We start from the raw sequence: 18328 nt of genomic DNA, 5'->3' as shown, positions 1-18328 counted from the left end.
ATGACCAACTACAGCAAATTACCCGCGGTATTAGTACTCGAAGATGGCACGGCTTTTCATGGAAAAGCAGCAGGAAAAATCGGAACTACAACTGGCGAGATCTGTTTTAACACGGGTACTACTGGGTACCAAGAGATTTTTACAGACCCTTCTTACTATGCGCAAATCATGGTAACGACGAATGCACATATTGGTAATTATGGAGTAGATGAAGATGATACTGAATCTAAAAAAATCCAGATTGCGGGCTTGGTGTGTAAAAACTATAATGTAAACTACAGCCGCAAAATGGCGGATGGCTCTATCCAAAACTACTTTGAGGAAGAGAACCTTGTCGGTATTTCAGATATCGATACACGCTCACTAGTACGCTACATTCGCGACAAAGGTGCGATGAATGCGATTATCTCTTCGGAGAATCTGGATGTTGATGCGCTTGTAAAACAATTGAAAGATGTGCCATCAATGGCTGGTTTGGAATTGTCATCCCACGTCACTACACAAGAGCCTTACTACTACGGGGATGAAGATGCTTCTACACGTATCGCAGTGTTGGATCTAGGCATTAAGAAAAATATATTGCGCAACTTTGATGCGCGACAAGTATATGCAAAAGTATTCCCTGCAAAAACTTCTTTCCAAGAAATGGAAGCATGGGGTGCTGACGGCTATTTCATCTCGAACGGTCCTGGCGATCCTGCGGCGATGGATTACGCGATCAATACGGTGAAAGAAATTTTAGCAGAAGACAAACCTATGTTTGGAATCTGCTTAGGTCATCAGATTTTGGCATTAGCAAATGATATCCGTACCGAGAAAATGCACAACGGACACCGTGGTATCAATCACCCGGTAAAAAACATTATTGCTGATAAATGTGAGATTACTTCTCAAAATCATGGTTTTGGTGTGGTTCGTGAAGATATCGAAAAATCCGATGCGGTAGAAGTTACGCACATCAACCTGAATGACAATTCGATCGAAGGTATTCGCGTAAAAGGCAAAAAAGCATTCTCGGTGCAATATCACCCAGAATCTTCTCCTGGCCCACACGATTCTCGTTATCTATTTGATGACTTTATTGCGATGGTAAAGGGATAATTATCCAGATTTATATAAAAACACAATGGCCGATGAAGATCATCGGCCATTTTTATTATGTAATTAGAATTAATAACCTGGATTCTGCTGTGCCCGTAAAGTAGGATTGGCCAAAACCTCAGTTTCGGGAATCGGCCAAAGAAATAAGAAATTGGAGTAAGGAATTATCCCAATATTGCGCGCTATAGTTGGAGGATTGATATTATTAAAACTTGCCTGACCTGCTAAAGCAGCAAATTCAATTTTCGCAGGAATGCCACCTGTTCCGTACACCGCATCTAGCGCCAAGCGATGAATATCTGGCCAACGCCTGCCCTCGCCAGCAAACTCAATCCTCCGCTCGTTTAGAATAGCTTGCAATAGATCTGCTGGCGCTGTTGTTCCAAATCTTTCCGCGGCAGGCACCGATCGATCGCGCACAGCATTCAATAAACTTAAGGCCTGCGTATTATTACCGAGTCTAGCATGTGCTTCACTAGCATTGAGCAATACTTCTGCATAGCGCAAAATTGGCGTCCAATCCTCAAATATTAAAAAACTACGGTATTTATTATTGTATACTAATCTATAACTAGGATCGCCCGTGATTTGATTAAAATGAAGCGCTGTGCGCCGAATATCGTTTGTTGACCAAAATGGAGCATTCCAAAGGATAGGACTGATCGACACCTGATTGCGACCTCCACCGGCTGCTGGATTAGGATTAGCAGTGGAAGCGCCAAACATAGAAGCTAACGAATTCAAAACTCCTGGATTAGCAATTCCACTATTGGCAAAAGAAAATATGGATTCTGTGTTGCCACTATTATTTAAGAAAGGTAAATCCGGACTTGCAGTAAGCACGTATCCGCCAACGGTGCTTACAAAACCTCCAGATCCTGAAGCGCCTAACTTGGTAGCTTCCGTCACTACGCCTGTATAATCTTGTTGATGTAGTTTAATTCTCGTTTTTAATGCAATCGCGGCACCTCTAGTAGCTCGCGAAATACTTATTGCGGTAGATTGACGAGATGCCGGCAAATTGGCTTCCGCAAAATCTAAATCGATTAACAAATTCGCGTACGCCTCAGCGACGGTGCCTCGACCCAATGTCAAATTGTTGGCTATATTGGTACTGTTAGTAATCGCAACGTTTCTATAAGGTACTCCTGCTTTGTCGCCATTGTCATCAGCAAAAGGACGTGAAAAATGTAACAATAACTCATGATGAGCCAACGCTCGTAAAAATCTACCTTCTCCTTCATACGCCAACGCTGCCACAGTTGTTATTACGCCATTTTGAGCAGCCCGTCGCACGCCTTCAATCATCACGTTTGCTTGATTAATCATCGCATACAATTGCTCCCAGTGATTTCTGTTATTGGGTGTTACAGTTGAGTAATTGCTCTCATATGTATTGACAAAACTTTGTTGCAAGTTGATCATATCCTCCCCCCGCATCTCCGCTAGTTGAAGAGCCGCTGCGCCAAATGGATAACCTCTATCCACAGCCCCTTCATTCTCTCCAATAGTCGCAATACGATACACGCCATTAACGGATAATTCAATGTTTCCCGGCGTACTAAATGCACTCCCCTCCGACAGATTGTCGAGTGGTTCTAGTTTTGTGAAGTCTTTACAAGCTATTGTTGTTGTTATAAATGCTACTATAGCGAAAGATATGGTTGCTGTTCTAATTTTATTTTGATACGACATAATACTGCGTTTTAAAATCCAATATTTAAACCAAATGTGTACGTCCTAGGAATAGGGCTAGCACTGAAGTCTAGACTAGATTGTACGTTACTGACCTGCACATCATTGGACAGGAAATTGCCTGAGTTGATATTGGATAATTCGGGATCCAACCCCTTATATGCCGTGATAACAAAGGCATTTTGTATTTGCGCAAATACTCTAAAATTACTTACGTGAATTCTCGACAATAAATCCGGTTTTAGCGTATATCCTATTGCTAAATTTTGAGCCCGCAAAAAAGTACCATTTTCTAAGAATCGACTATTCAAATTACCCGATTGAAGCGCGTATGTGTCTGAATTAAAATACAATTTGGGTACATCAGTAATTTGACCAGGTGTTGTCCACCGATCCAAAAGCTCTCTACCTGCGCCAGCGAAGCCTTGTTGATTAAGCGACTCTTGCCGTGTTCTGTTGTACACTTTATTGCCACCAGAAAAAGTAAAAAATATATTAGCATCAAAGCGTTTGTATCGAAAATTATTATTGAAACCACCATACCATGTAGGATTAGAGAGCCCAAGAATTCTTTTGTCGTCTATACTCAGACCAGTGGTGATCTGCGATTCATCCGCCGGGTTTTCGGGATTATAAATACTCCATGTACCATTATTACCAAAAGCACGTTGTACCACAGTACCATCTGCTTTCTCAAACAATGGATTGCCATTAGCTGAATTAACCCCGCGATCGACATAACCATAAAAAGAACCAATCGCTTCACCTTCGCGCACAGTATGATACAGGTAATTTATCGGCTGGCCTTCGACCAATCGCTTAACTCTATTTTTCAGAAAAGTTATATTGAAATTAGTACTCCAACTAAAATCTTCACGGGTAATGTTCATTGTATTGACCCCAAACTCAAAACCTCTATTATACATGGCACCAATATTTCTATTGATTTGGCTCGATGGTACACCTAGAGATGGCGCGGTCGGACTAGCCAATATGAGATTATCAATGTTGTTATTGAAATAATCGGCGACCACTATTACTTTGTTGTCGTACAAACCAATGTCAAGGCCTATATCCAATTTTTGACTGGTTTCAAATCTCAAATCGGGATTAGCTATCTGAAAATAACGAATGGCATTATTTGTTCCATATTGAGTACCCAAAAAGATACCCGCTGATGGATAATTGCCAATCTCAGTGTTTCCAACTTTTGCCCAGCTACCTCTAATTTTTAGATTGCTTATTAAAGAAGAATTGAAAAACTCTTCTTCTGAAATACGCCATCCAATAGATGCTCCAGGTAGTAGTGCCGTTTGATTATTTAATGGTAGAGCAGACAAGCGATCATTTCTTAATGTTGCACTAATCAGGTATCGATTTTTGTAAATATAATGAGCCCTTCCAAAGAAAGATTCAAAAGCATTTTGAGAAGCATTGCCCCCTATAATCTGGTTACTTAGTGTTCCAGTGATAATGTTTTCGTTTTCTCCGAAAAATGGTGAAGACAATCTGGTACCATTTGCTGAGAAAGAGCGATTGTTGGTCATTTGCATTTCTTGACCGACGACTGAGTTGATACTGTGGTCACCCCATTCTTTGGTATAGGTCAATAAATTTTGCCAATTATATCGAAATCTTGGAAAACTATACTGCAAAATACGCCCCCCCACTGGCCTTCCATCACCATGACCAGGATCGAAATACAAATAATCTTCGCCCAACATATAATTGATACCGATCTGTGTTCTAAAACTCAAACCTTTCATGATTTCCAATTCTGCAAAAGCATTCCCGGTAATATTAAGTTGTTGAAACTTGTAGATATTATTGTCGAGTACATAAGCCTGATTGACATTGCCTCTAATTGGTCGGGTATTGGCACCCTGGCCTAACGTAAGCTGATCGTTACTTAAATTATACGATCCGTCCGGCCATCTGGCGGGCACATTGGGAAATGCAAAAATTAAACCTTGCATCGCACTAGAAGTTGCATTGCCACTATTATTAAGTCCGCGATTCGTCGTATGCGATATGGCATTATTAATACCAATCGTTAACCTATCGCTTAACACTTTTTGCTCTACGCGCGTTCGCAACGTATACTGTTTTAAGGAATTTGGATAGGTGATACCATCCATATCGGTGTATCCCAAGGATACAAAATAATTTGTTTTGTCATTTGCACCGCTAACCGATAAGGCGTGGTTTTGCTGAAATGCAGTCCGGAAAATAATACTTTGCCAGTCGGTATCGTAGAATTCATTGTCTCGACCTGGAATGGGCGTTGGGAAAGCTGCATCGTCCAAATTTGCGTTTCGCAATTTTTCATTTGTGATTTCTATAAATTCATTTGCGTTCAACAAATCAAAACGCCTAGAAGGTGTTGCTGCTGCAAGCCAGGTTGAATACTCCAATTTTGAAGCCCCTTGCTGCCCACGTTTAGTCGTAATCAGCACAACACCATTTGCTGCTCTGGAGCCATAAATAGCAGTAGATGCACCATCCTTCAAAATCTCCACACTAGCTATATCACTGGGGTTTATATCCGCTAAAGGGCTAGATTCTGTAAACAGACTCACATTGTCGGATACATACGGTACGCCATCTACGACATAAAGTGGATTGGAACTATTGGAAATAGAATTAGTACCGCGAATACGTACCCTTGCTCCTTCACCCAGCAATCCGCTTGGTGTCGTAGATTGGACTCCGGCTGCTTGACCTTGTAAAAATTTATCAAACGAAGAGATGGCGACATCTTGAAAATTTTCACCTTTAATTTTAGTGACAGAACCCGTCAGGTCCGTCCGTCGCATTGTACCATAACCGACAACAATTACTTCTGAAATTTCAGAATTGATAGCGAACATACTCACGTTAATGATATTATTTCGACCGATAGAAATCTTAACCGTTTCATACCCCAGCAAATTAAATATCAACTCTTTGGCACCGAGTGGCACTGATATCGCGTATTGACCATCTTCACCCGATTTCGCAAGATTATTCGATGAACCGGATAGTACCACTGAGACGCCAACTAAAGGTTTATTATCTTTTGCTGATTTGATTGTCCCTGTAATCAATCTCTGTTGAGCATGGGCCGCTCCTAAATGAATGATAAACAAGACGAATAGCGTAATTATTTTATTCATACATTAAATCGTATTATTACTAAACCTCAATATTTAATTATAAATTATTAATTACAACAAAAATAATATAATTAAGGATTATTCATAAATAAAATTTAATTAATCTAAATAAAATCTAAATTCAAGCTTTAGATATCAGAGAGTTATTCTATTTGAAAATAAAAATATAGACTAACAACCTTTTGATCAACTATTTCTCCATAGCAAAAAAGGGCTGTCGTTTTAAACGACAGCCCTTTATAAATGATGATTTTCTTTGTTTTATTAAAACCTAACGAACGTTGATTTGGACTCCAATACTTTTATGATTTTCGCTTGGCTTGACTACGTCATTCCCCACTATTTCGAAGACCAATACTACATTAGCCGCTCCTGTCGTTTGTGCAGGAAAATCCAAAACTTCTACATCCAAATTCGCAAAGCTCGAATTAGCTGGAAATGTTGCGTTCAAACCATTAGGCAACCGATAATGAACTCCTTCTACCGCAGTCGTACTTTCTCCATTTATACGTAATGCTATTGCTTGATCAGCGCTCAGCTGCTGACCAAGCAGGTTTATACGATACGAAATCAAACCTGAACCTCTAAGTCTAGCTGCTAGCAGAGGATAATTGACGCCTGGCGCATTTGCTGTATTGGTTGCTAAGTCAAATTCAGCTAATGCATTGGTAAAATAAAAATCTTTGTCTGTTTCCTTCATACAGGAATTAAGAAGCATCGGAATGCCTAATGCCAAAATAATAAATTTTATATATCTCATGATAAAGTATCTAAATTAATAACCAGGGTTCTGTACAACTTGTGTATTTGGAGCCGCTTCACGAACAGGAATATTGGCCAAAATTCGGAAATCTGTAAATGCTACATTTCCCGTAGGTTTGATGATGTCTCGCCCAAGACGCTTCAAATCAAAGAAACGATGACCTTCAAAAGCCAATTCTAATCGGCGCTGCATAATAATATCCTCAAATAATGCTGCCCCAGTCGCAGTGGAAGGACCAATACCCGCTCGATTTCTGATTAAGTTAAGTTGAGTACGAGCAGAAGCCTCATTGTATACGGGGCTATTTGCCGTAGCGTAAGCTTCTGCCATATTTAAAATTACTTCTGGCAATCTAATAACAGGCACATTATCCATGTTATTGACACCGCTTCTACTAATGAATTTTGTAATTTCCCACCGCGTTCTATTTGCCGTAGTCAAGCCACGTAATATGATATCGCGACGAACATCATTAGCACCGTACAAAGCGTAGAAAGCGTCATTCAAAACCACATTTCCGTGGTTTGATCCGGACGTAGCAGTTGGAGTGAGGCGCGTGGTATAGGTTGCACGTAGCGATTCATTCACACCAATATTGTCGGCCGTATTGGTAAATGCCACCTCAAAGAAAGATTCTGGATTGTTTACCGTGCGCCACGTTTGCACAAAAGCATTGGTAGGTGCTAAGGTTTTACCTCCGGTAGCTATTGCCGCGGTACCTTCCGATATTACTTTGGTCATATCACCACGATACAATGCTACACGACTAAAAAGTGCATGTGCTGCTGATTTTGAAGCACCGTAGACCGATGTATTGTTAGGTAATTTGGTGATTGCATTTTCCAAATCAGCGTATATGAAATCATAAACTTCGCCAATAGTAGGACGCGTATTGTATGCAATATGATCCAATGTTAGCACACCTTTTGTGATGATGGGCACACTCCCTCTATTTGATTCTTCAATAATAGCTGTTGGATCATAGGCATAGCATTTGGCCAATGTGTGGTAGCTAAGTGCTCTTAGAAAATGTAGCTGACCTGCAATATTTGCCTTGTACTCATCAGTAGCAGAAAGTGCTTCTAGCGCTTCGAATACCAAATTGATTTGATTAATCGCGTAGTAGCTCATCTGCCAAGTTGCTGTTAGCATATGTGCAGCAGGCTGATTATTTGCCTGTGGTACCAGACGGTTGCCGGCACCAGTATTGATAGCATCGTCCGCTAATAATTCGGGAATGGCTAATAAGTCGCGACCGTACAGACCTAATTCTCTAAATCGAGAATAGACGGCATTCACTGCCGCATTTACGGCATTTTCACTGGTTAATGCTGTTTCTGAATCGATCGACTGCTGCGGATCGACATCCAGTAAGCTGTCACATGAGCTATTAAAAAGTAACGTGCCAGCTAACATTATATATAGAATATTTTTCTTCATTTTAGTTTCGTGTTTAGTTAAAAGCCCAATTGTAGACCGAAGATAAAACTCTTCAATGGCGGGATAGCACCTTGAGTTGATCCTTGTACGGTAGTACCGCGCTCAGAATTCGTCCCTGTTGATCCAAATTCTGGATCGTAACCAGTCCATTTCGTCCATGTGAACAAGTTTGTTCCCTGCGCATATACGCGTAATTGTCTAGCGCGAAGGCGAGATGCCAACTCTGTAGGCAAGGTATACGAAAGACTAATATTTTTTAAACGAATGTAGGATGCATCTTCTAAGAAACGGCTACTAGTACCATATCCATTGGCCATACCCACTTCTGCACCGCCATCGATCGGCCTTGGTACTGATGTAATATCGCCTGGTTCTTGCCAGCGTCTTTCAAAAACATCCACCAAACCATTTCTGGAAGTAGCACCGTTACGATACCAAAAAGCATTCTGACTATTATACAGCATACGTCCAAAATCGTATTGGAAAAAAGCAGATAACTCCACTCCCTTGTAGTTGAATGTATTTGTAAAGCCTCCGTAACTATCACTTAAGCTGTTTCCTAGGACAGTATAATCCAAGGGGTTTCTTAGCGAATAGGTAATGTTTCCGGCATTATCATACCACATTGCTTTTCCTGTCGCTGCATTCACACCAGCATATCTTCCGTAAAACTGAGAACCTAAGGAGTAACCCACACGGATTGACTGCTCGCCTGGCAACACCTCTAAGCCATCGTATAATGATAACAATTTGTTATCCATAAAGGTGACATTGAAACTAGTGGTCCAACGGAAATCTCTAGCCTGTACATTGATCGTATTCAGCGTAAGCTCTAGACCACGGTTTTCTACTTCGGCAATATTCGAACTTACATCTGCATAACCTGATGTATAAGGTAGCGGCCGATCAAGCAACAAGTCCGTACTGAGACGACGGAAAACATCAACTTCTGCAGTAATACGACCATCAAAAAATCCAAGATCCAGACCTAAGTTAGTGGTAATATTACGTTCCCATTTCAACTCTGGATTAGAAATACCTGACGGACGAATACCTGGTTGGCCATTGTAAGCTCCCAAACCTTGGTATAATCCTCTCCATCCAAAATTATCAATATTAGAGTTACCGGTATGGCCATAACTGGCTCTTAATTTCAACTGCGATAACCAATTTATATCATTCAAGAAATCTTCTTGATTGATATCCCAGGCAGCAGATACACCTGGGAACCATCCATAACGGTTATCCGCACCGAAACGAGAAGAACCATCATAGCGCAAAACACCGCCGATGAAATATTTCTTTTTGTAATCGTAGTTCACCTTTCCGAAGATACCAGCAGTTTTATAACCAGTATAGTTACCTGTTACACTTACTGGATTCGCAGCAGACTGCATCGTACGGAACTGAAAAGTTGGAAAACCTTCGCCCGACATAAAACGGTAATCGCGATTATCTTGTCTGTACTCAGCTCCTAAAATAGCAGCAACGGTGTGATCGGTATTAAAAGTTTTGTTATAGTTGAACGTCTGGTTAGTCAAGAAGTTAACATTCTCGTAATTATCCAATTGCAACAAACCATTTCTCGAAAAACCATCAATGGTTCGAGGGTCAGTATAATTTTGGGAAGCAATCATACGATAGTCAATACCATAAAACGAACGAAACGTCAAACCATCTATGATTTTCGCTGTAAATGCCGTATTACCAACAACGGCTTTGGTGTTACTCCGGATTGTGTTTACCGAGGCCGCAAAAATTGAATTATGCCCCATATCACCGGGAAGGTTTGTTGTTGGTGCATTAAAAGTACCATCTTCATTGTATATCGGTACATAAGGCAGCATCATCGGCGCTGAGTACTGTGGCGCAGCAAAAGCTCCTGAAGAAGATCCACTTCCTGTAATACCATTTTGTGTTACAGAAGATAACTTAGCGTTGAAATCTACAGTTAGCCAATCCAAGGCTTTGTGGCTAATGTTAGCCAATGCAGTACCGCGGCTAAAATCAATCCCAACTACTGCTCCTTCCTGCTTGTTATACGAACCAGACATAAAAACAGTAGTGCGTTCGCTACCGCCAGAAAACGACAATTCGTAGTTTTGATTTTTACCATTACGGAATGCAGCATCTTGCCAGTCATATGTCGGTAATGCGGCTATTTCGGCATCCGTGGTAGTACGCGGTAAACCTAAAGCATCTAACCAAGCATTTCGATTTGCTTCATCAGTCCTGGTTGGGTTTCTGTTCCAGATGGCTTCACCACGCGCTTGCGCGAATTGTTGAGAATTCATCATCTTCACAGATGGCATGGGTTCGGTCCATCCAAAAAAAGTATTGAAGTTAATCTGACTCTGTCCAGCTTTACCTTTTTTAGTGGTAATTAATACTACGCCATTTGCTGCCTGAGCACCATAAATGGCTGCTGCTGCGCCATCTTTCAGTACGGAAATAGACTCAATATCATTCGTATTCAAAAATGCCAATGGATTTGAGTTGACGAAAGAAGTGGACGTACCTGTGTTCATCTGTACACCATCTACGATGTACAATGGCTCATTACCAGCAGAGATCGATCCCGTACCACGAATACGCATCTGAACCGCTGCGCCTGGTACACCGCTGGAGGCATTGACCTGAACACCCGACGCTTGTCCTTGCAAAGCACGGTCAATCGATTGTACGGGCATGTTTTCAATGTTTTTTGGATTAACCCGCGAAATGGCACCAGCAATATCGCCTCGACGTTGCGTGCCATAGCCTGTAACCACCACCTCATCTAGATACGAAGCCTCAGAAGTCAATTTAACATCCAAAACTGTTTGATTGGTTAGAGAAATGGTTTGTGAAAGATAGCCTACATGAGAAATCGCTACTCTTTTTGCGGATTGTGCAAATGTAATTGTATAACGACCATCACGATCTGTCTGCGTACCGACAGATGTACCTTCAATTAAAATGGATGCACCAATTACTGGCGAGCCATCTTCTTGATCCGTTATCCTACCAGATAAGGTTCGATTTTGTGCTAATGCCATACCAATAGATAGACAGAAAAGCACTACAATGCTAAGTAGTTGTTTTTGCATAGATGTGTGTTAATAATATAATGTAGTTGTTAGTCACTTTAGTTGTAGCAGGTGCTACAACTAAGTCTTGCAAACATAGTAATAATTGCTAAATGACAAAAACAAACGCACCAAAATTGTCAAAACAAAAAAATAAACAAGTTTAAACATGAAAATGCAGTATTTAAAAAAGAAAACTTCTAAAAAAAATACCATGCACGCTAGCATTCCATAATTTCTACCCAAATTCCAATAAAAAAGGGAGCTCGCTTAAGTAGATAAGCGAGCTCCCTAAAATAATTATCGTAAAAACGACTTTTTTAAATCAAAACCACTAATTATAACCTGGGTTGTTAGGTAATAACAATGGATTGGTATTAATAGCTGATTGAGGAATTGGATACAATTCATCATTAGCACTTCTGCCCTTAGCCTCCAAGAAAACGGTTGCCATAGATTTAGTTGGATTTGTTGCCGAAGGCGTACGACGCATATCCATCCATCTTAGGTTCTCAAAAGCAAACTCTACCCGTCTCTCTTTGATTATATCTTGAAGCGTTACTGAAGTTAAAGCGTTAAGACCTCTATTCGTACGTACAATATTAACATTAGTTAATGCTGTTGCTGGAGCAGTTTCTACATCAGCTTCAGCTGCAATTAAGTACATTTCCGCTAAACGCAAAATGTAGTAAGGATGCGCACCATTTCCAGATGGATCTTGATACTTCTTAGAATACCATCCTGGATTAGCTGCAGGCGCTACGATCTCTGTAACAGATGCAGCCTTACGGGTATCCCCAGACTCATAAGCAGCGATCAAACTTTCATCAACTGGCAATTCAGCACGTCCACCTCCTGGCATGTCAGGGTGTTGTAAGAAGAAATCTAAAGCATTTGCTCCCTCAACTGCTGTATTAGCAATTTTGAAGATGTGCTCGTTAGAAGTGAAAGGAGTAGTAAACATATTTGCGTAATTTGACTCAATCGCAAATTTACCTGAGTTAATCACTTCTAAAGCGTAACGTTTAGCAGATGCTTTATCACCTCTAATCAAATAAACACGAGCTAATAAAGCTTTCGCAGCTTCGACTGAGACATAATTACTGTTTGAAAATGGCGCTGGATTTGCAATACTAGCCTCTAGATCACTGATTATCTGCGCATATACTTCATCAACGGAATTACGTGGTAATTCTACAATATCTCTATTAGGCACGATAGGAACTGCACCGAATATAGTAACCAGTCGATAGTATCCATAAGCTCTAAAGAAATAAGCTGTACCTAAAAGTTTGGTTTTACTAGCTTCATCAATCCCAGCAGCATTATTTACAATTTCAATTAAATCGTTCGCACGTTGAATCGCTACGTATGGGAAATTAAAATAGCGGGATACTAAGACATTCTCTAACAAGATAGCATTATTATCCACCTCACCATGTTGGAAAAACGTAGCACGGTATTTTAAGTTATCTGCCGATAAGTCTTCTGTTACATAACTAAGGTATGCGTACCCAGAACCTAAATTACCATTTTGAAATGCGTCATAAATACCATTTAGTAGCTTCTCTCCTTCTGGGCCACCGACCAACTCTGGAGACACAGCGTCTCTCGGAAGTAACTCCAATTTGCTATCACATGATGTCAGGAATGCTACAACACCGACAGCACATATTGTTTTAAATATATTGAATTTCATTATTAAAGTCTTTTATAGTCCTAAATTGATACCTAACATGAATGTTCTGAACTGAGGAATAGAACCTTGATCAACACCTAGATTTGACACGGTTAGCTCCGAACTCACCTCTGGATCAAAACCAGTGTATTTAGTGAATGTCAACAAGTTATAAGCACTAGCATAGATTCTCACGTTAGTGAATCTCGCGTTCTGAATTAAGCTTTTTGGCAGATTATATCCTAATGTCAACGTTTTAAGACGTAAATACGAACCATCTTCTAAGAATCTTGAAGAACGTTGAGAATTGAATGTACCTCTTACACCACCTACTGCTCTTGGTTGTTCTGCATTCGTATTTTCAGGAGTCCATCTGTCCAAATAATAATCACGGAACATGTTTGTTGCTGGAGCAGTACCACTTACCACTGCACCCATACTTCCGTAACCACCAGTACCTTCTGCACCTAGGTTGTAGATATCATTTCCATAGCTATATTGGAAAAACACATCTAAGTCGAAGTTTTTGTAAGAGAAGTTATTCGTGAAGCCACCATGGAACTTAGGTAGTGGATTACCCATAAACTGTCTGTCTGCTGATGTAATTGTACCTGATCCATCAAAATCTTCATACATCATATCACCTGTCTCTGGATCTACACCTAGAGATTTGATTAAGAAGAATGAACCTAAAGGCTGTCCAACGGCATGGCGAACTACGAAACCTTGATCAATTGGTTGATCATTAAATAATTTAGTAACCTCATTACGGTATGTTGAAATATTCAATGAAGTAGACCATGTAAAATCAGCATTTCTGAAATTACGTGAAGTCACTTGAAAATCAAAACCAGAACCTTTAATGTTACCAATATTCTCTAAGATTGTAGAGAATCCTGTTGTGGAAGGAATAGGTCTATTTAACAATAAATCTTTAGTGGTTTTATTGTAGTAATCTGCCGCGATCTCTAATCTGTTATTGAACAAACCTAAGTCAATACCGACATCTACTTGATTAGTAGTTTCCCATTTCAAATTAGGACTACCAATTGCTGAAAGACCAAAACCTGGTAAGTCAAAATAGTTGAATCCACCACCGATTGTACGTCTGAAAGCAAAGTTTCCGATTCCTTCTTGGTTACCAGTAGAACCATAAGAAGCACGTACTTTCAGTAAGCTAATCGCGTCAACATTTTTCAAGAAATTCTCTTCTGACATGACCCAACCAGCAGAAACTGAAGGGAAATAACCGAAACGACCTGACTCAGGGAATTTAGATGACCCATCTCTACGAATAGAAGCAGAGAACAAATATTTGCCGTCCCATCCCAAGTTAACACGAGCTAAAGCAGATGCTAATGAGAATTCTGTAAAGTTAGCTGTACCACCAGTGATAGCCGCAGCAGATGTTAAATAAGGAGTTAAGTCAGATGGAAAATTGTTTCCATCTACACGATTGTTTTCGCGTTGATTTCTTTGGTACTCATATACGGCAATCGCATTCAAATCTAGACGATTGTCATAAAAAGACTTATCGTAAGATAAAGTTTGAGTTGCTAAAAAGTTGCGAGTTTGTGCTGTACCAGAAGCTGCCGAACCATTACTTCCCATTCCAGATAGAGATGTAATAGGATTGTAAATACGTTGATCTAGGAAACTATAATCAATACCAACAGCGGTTTTAAATTTCAATCCTGATACGATATCAAACTGCAAGTAAGAAGAGTTAAACACATTGGCCAAATTCACAAAATTCTGTGATTGGAACATGTGTAAAGGGTTGTTATAACTATTAGTTGCGAATGTACCATCTGCATTGTAGATTGGTTGATCTGGTCTAGCAACTAAAGCACGTGGAAATGGAGAAAAGATACTGTTATCAACTGGCGTCTCATCTCTCATAGATCTTGTAAGTGCTGTATTACTTCCTAAGGTGATAAAGTCGTTGATACGGTGTGTTAGATTAGCTCTTACCGCATAACGCTCAAAACCACCGCGTTGAAGCATACCATCCTGATTGAAGTAGTTGAAAGAGGTATAAAACTGCGTATTTTCATTACCACCTGAAGTTACTGAAACTTGGGCAGAAGTCACATTCGATTCGTCTGCAAGGATTTCATCTAACCAGTTTACATTATTTTCTGGGTTAGCGACTTGATCTTGTGTAAACACTGGAGCTAAACCAGCGTTAGTAGCAGCTTCATTGTACAATGTACGATATTCTGTCGAGTTCAATAAATCACGCTTTTTAGTAAGAGATTGCCATCCAGTGTAAGTAGATGCCGCTATTTGCGATTTGCCCGATTTATTACCACCTTTTGTTGTAATAATAACAACACCATTGGAACCTCTTGATCCATAGATAGATGCTGCTGCAGCATCTTTCAAGACTTCAACAGATACAATATCTTCGGAGTTTAAGTTTGCAAGTGGTGAAATACCAGCTCCAACTGCATTCGGCGTAAAATCATTGTTAGACGCCATAATTACTCCATCAATTACGTAAAGTGGATTGTTACCGGCGTTGATCGAAGAACGACCACGAATTTGTACCGCTAATGGTGCACCAGGGCGACCACCTCCAGATGTAACCATGACACCAGCGGTTTTACCTTGTAATACTTGTTGAATGTTTGGAACTGGAATATCTTTTAATTCAGCAGCGCCGACGGTAGAGATAGAAGTTGTGAGGTTTCTCTTTAATTGAGTACCATAACCCACTACAACTACCTCATCTAGAGATGATTCGTTATCTAACCCGACATTAATCGTTGATTGAGTACCAACAACTACGTTTTTTGAGTTAAAGCCTACATAAGAAAATCTTAATGTAGCATTGGCAGGAACAGAGATTGAGTAATTTCCCAAATCATCTGTTTGCGTACCTGATGATGTACCTACAATCGTTACAGAAACGCCACTTAAAGGCGAACGCTCTGCACTTGCAGTTACATTACCGGTTACTGTGCGATTTTGTGCACTAGCTATCCCAATGGATAGAAGGCAGAGCACAAAAAAACTGAGTAATTGTTTTTTCATAGAGTGTGTGTTTAGTTAATTTTGGCCAATAGTAGCCATTAAAATTAATAATGCAAAAAAATGTTAAAAAGGTTGTACCAGTAATTTTTGGAACGTTTATTGCCAAAGTTTCATAACATTTTTCCAAACAACACGCATAAATCTTTTAAAGAATTATTTTATCTTTTAAAGAACATATAAATACCCTACAATTTATTGTACAGTGTTATATTTTTTTTATTTTTTTATGAAAAAACATAGAATTTGTCACAGTAACTCGTGTTACAACAAATTCATTTTTGAAAAAATACACTTTATCCGCTTTAAAATTCAAGTTTCTTCATAAAATTGTCTCATACAATATCGAATTATCATTTATGAGAGCAGGTGTATTTAACAGTATATTAATATTCCATCTTGTAACTAACACCAAAAAAGAAAAACTCGCACGTAAAATTACAAAACCCTTATAAGCAGTTTCATAGCGAACCACACGAGCTTTGAACACATAAGTTCCTTTCATTCGTATTACGTATAAAGCACTCAAATAGCAGTTAACCGTAAGATATAACTGACTATCCCTGATTGCGCCAATATTTTTAGGTAATATCTTTTAGTCATGTAATTTCATTCAAAATATAAACCTTTCTTTGCGTCGAAAAGAAGTAATTCTGGAAAAACAATCGTACGTTACTTTTAGAGTATATTAGAAAATTCACCTTGTTTCAAAAACTGTGAACCAAAATAGCATCATATTTTATGGATATGATGCTATTGGACAGAATCTACGGGTAGTATTGTAAAATTTGCTCGCAAATTTGGAGCTAGGTTTTCGAACGTATTGCTAAAGATCATTTAATACGTCCATATGAAGAAGACCTTCAAAGGTCAGTCATTTCCTGTTACGCTACTAGAATTAATTACTAGCATATCCTTCATTCTGTACCATTAACGGGTTCGCCTCCATTTCCCAACGAGGTATTGGAAGCACAAATCTAAAATTATTAGCCGGCAATATCCGAGAAGTCGATTGAGGCGCATCAGATTGCAAACGTTCAACAGGTAAACTTTTACGCTTCAAATCCCAAAAACGATGTCCTTCAAGAGCCAACTCTTTGAATCTCTCCAAAAGGATTTCATCGATTGCATGTTGACGAGAATTTAATGAAACAGGATTATAGTTAAGTAATCTCGCAAATCTTAATGCATCAAGATCAGTAGATGCATTCGCTAAATTACCTAATTCTGCATACGATTCGGCACGAATAAGATACATCTCAGCAGTTCGAAAAACTTTTATATTAGCAACATTCTCATTGGTGGTTGCATAACCAGATCCATTAAATTTTTTCAATATTTTAGAATATCGATTAGTTACATTAAGCAGGGGTTCGTTTACAAAGTAAGCATCGAAACGAACGTCATTCAAAGCGTCATACGCATTCCATAATTTATCTGATGGCACCCAAGATATGGTTCCCAAAACTGGTTGTCCAGCAGAAGTTGATGAAACACTTCTAAAGAAATTCCCGAAACGATTTGCGATTGTTCGTGTCAATTGCCAAGAAACTTCATCTGTATTTTGGTCTGTCCAAATTCCAATGAATCTATCTCTTGTAGCCAATGGTAATGCGTCTATATACTCGGTAGAGTACGAAATTGCTTGATCCCAATTCCGTATATATAGTGCCACCCGAGCCTGCAAAGCAGAAACTGTTATTCTATTAGCTCTAGCTTTATCTTTTAGATTATCAACCACCAGACCTTTAGACTCCTCCAAATCATTAATAATTCCCCGAAAGTATTCACCCATATTTACTCTGGCATGTCGTTCCAACGGATTGAATTGAGGTCGATCTAGATAGGGCATTCCCAAACCATTGGGGTCATAGTTCTTGCAGAAATACCGAAACAATTCGAAATGAGAAAATGCTCTCAAGAATAATGCTTCACCACGAATCACTTGGCGCCTAACTTCATCTGCATTACCTTCATCCACAGCTGAAGGTAATGCAGACAGCACCCTGTTGACCCTATCTATAACCCTATAATAAGTGACATTTGGCATAAAATTTCCTCTGAGTCCTACATCATCAAATGCAAAAGTCCATTCATGCATCGTATTTAGACTTGAGAACTCAGCGGTTTTCAATTCATCAGACAAGATACCATTGTAACGAATATTCATCTCATAGTCGGTTACTGTCTCAGGACTGGTGATTGGCAAGGTTCTATCTTGGAGACCTGCATAAGCAGCGATTAATAATCTTTCATTATCTGACACTGTCCGCAAAGCATTATCTCCACCAATATAATCTGTATCCCGAATATCTAATAGATTGGAACAAGATATAGAGAAGGTAGAGGTAACAACTACTGTAGCAAAAAATATTTTTTTTATCAAATTCAT

At 39.5% G+C, this 18328-nt stretch carries 9 protein-coding genes; 1 reads left to right on the top strand and 8 read right to left on the bottom strand.

The features are described 5' to 3' along the window. A complete protein-coding gene (gene carA / locus DC487_RS01725; RefSeq protein WP_116774236.1) occupies positions 1–1101 on the top strand; it encodes a glutamine-hydrolyzing carbamoyl-phosphate synthase small subunit in 1101 nt (366 codons plus the stop codon). Between the two features lie 69 nt (positions 1102–1170). On the opposite strand, the gene DC487_RS01720 is transcribed toward carA, so the two are convergent. The 8 genes from DC487_RS01720 to DC487_RS01685 all read right to left on the bottom strand — a co-directional run bounded on the left by DC487_RS01720 (position 1171) and on the right by DC487_RS01685 (position 18328). Further along, positions 1171–2796 carry a RagB/SusD family nutrient uptake outer membrane protein gene (locus tag DC487_RS01720; RefSeq protein WP_116774235.1) on the bottom strand — a complete coding sequence of 542 codons (1626 nt, stop codon included), beginning with the start codon at positions 2794–2796 and terminating at the stop codon, positions 1171–1173. An 11-nt stretch (positions 2797–2807) separates the two neighbouring features. Next, on the bottom strand, positions 2808–5951 hold the full coding sequence (locus DC487_RS01715; protein WP_116774234.1) for a SusC/RagA family TonB-linked outer membrane protein: 3144 nt from the start codon (positions 5949–5951) through the stop codon (positions 2808–2810). A 271-nt stretch (positions 5952–6222) separates the two neighbouring features. Beyond that, a complete protein-coding gene (locus DC487_RS01710) occupies positions 6223–6711 on the bottom strand; it encodes a DUF4843 domain-containing protein (protein ID WP_116774233.1) in 489 nt (162 codons plus the stop codon). A 15-nt stretch (positions 6712–6726) separates the two neighbouring features. Further along, entirely contained in the window at positions 6727–8154 is a 1428-nt protein-coding gene (locus tag DC487_RS01705) for a RagB/SusD family nutrient uptake outer membrane protein (protein WP_239016295.1), read from the bottom strand. Between the two features lie 17 nt (positions 8155–8171). Beyond that, positions 8172–11243 (bottom strand): SusC/RagA family TonB-linked outer membrane protein, encoded by a 3072-nt coding sequence (locus DC487_RS01700; RefSeq protein WP_116774232.1) that lies wholly within the window; start codon positions 11241–11243, stop codon positions 8172–8174. A 313-nt stretch (positions 11244–11556) separates the two neighbouring features. Then, positions 11557–12921, bottom strand: a complete 1365-nt coding sequence (locus tag DC487_RS01695) for a RagB/SusD family nutrient uptake outer membrane protein (RefSeq protein WP_116774231.1) — start codon at positions 12919–12921, stop codon at positions 11557–11559. A 12-nt stretch (positions 12922–12933) separates the two neighbouring features. Beyond that, complete coding sequence (locus DC487_RS01690) at positions 12934–15939, bottom strand: SusC/RagA family TonB-linked outer membrane protein (RefSeq protein WP_116774230.1); 3006 nt, start codon at positions 15937–15939, stop codon at positions 12934–12936. 895 nt (positions 15940–16834) lie between these two features. Further along, the gene (locus DC487_RS01685) at positions 16835–18328 is read right to left on the bottom strand and encodes a RagB/SusD family nutrient uptake outer membrane protein (protein ID WP_116774229.1); all 1494 of its coding nucleotides are present in this window, start codon (positions 18326–18328) and stop codon (positions 16835–16837) included.

Origin of the sequence: Sphingobacterium corticibacter, assembly GCF_003076635.1 — a bacterium.
GTDB classification, from domain to species: domain Bacteria; phylum Bacteroidota; class Bacteroidia; order Sphingobacteriales; family Sphingobacteriaceae; genus Sphingobacterium; species Sphingobacterium corticibacter.
Note: the sequence above shows the minus strand (reverse complement) of the source record. Positions and strands in the feature narration are given on the sequence as shown.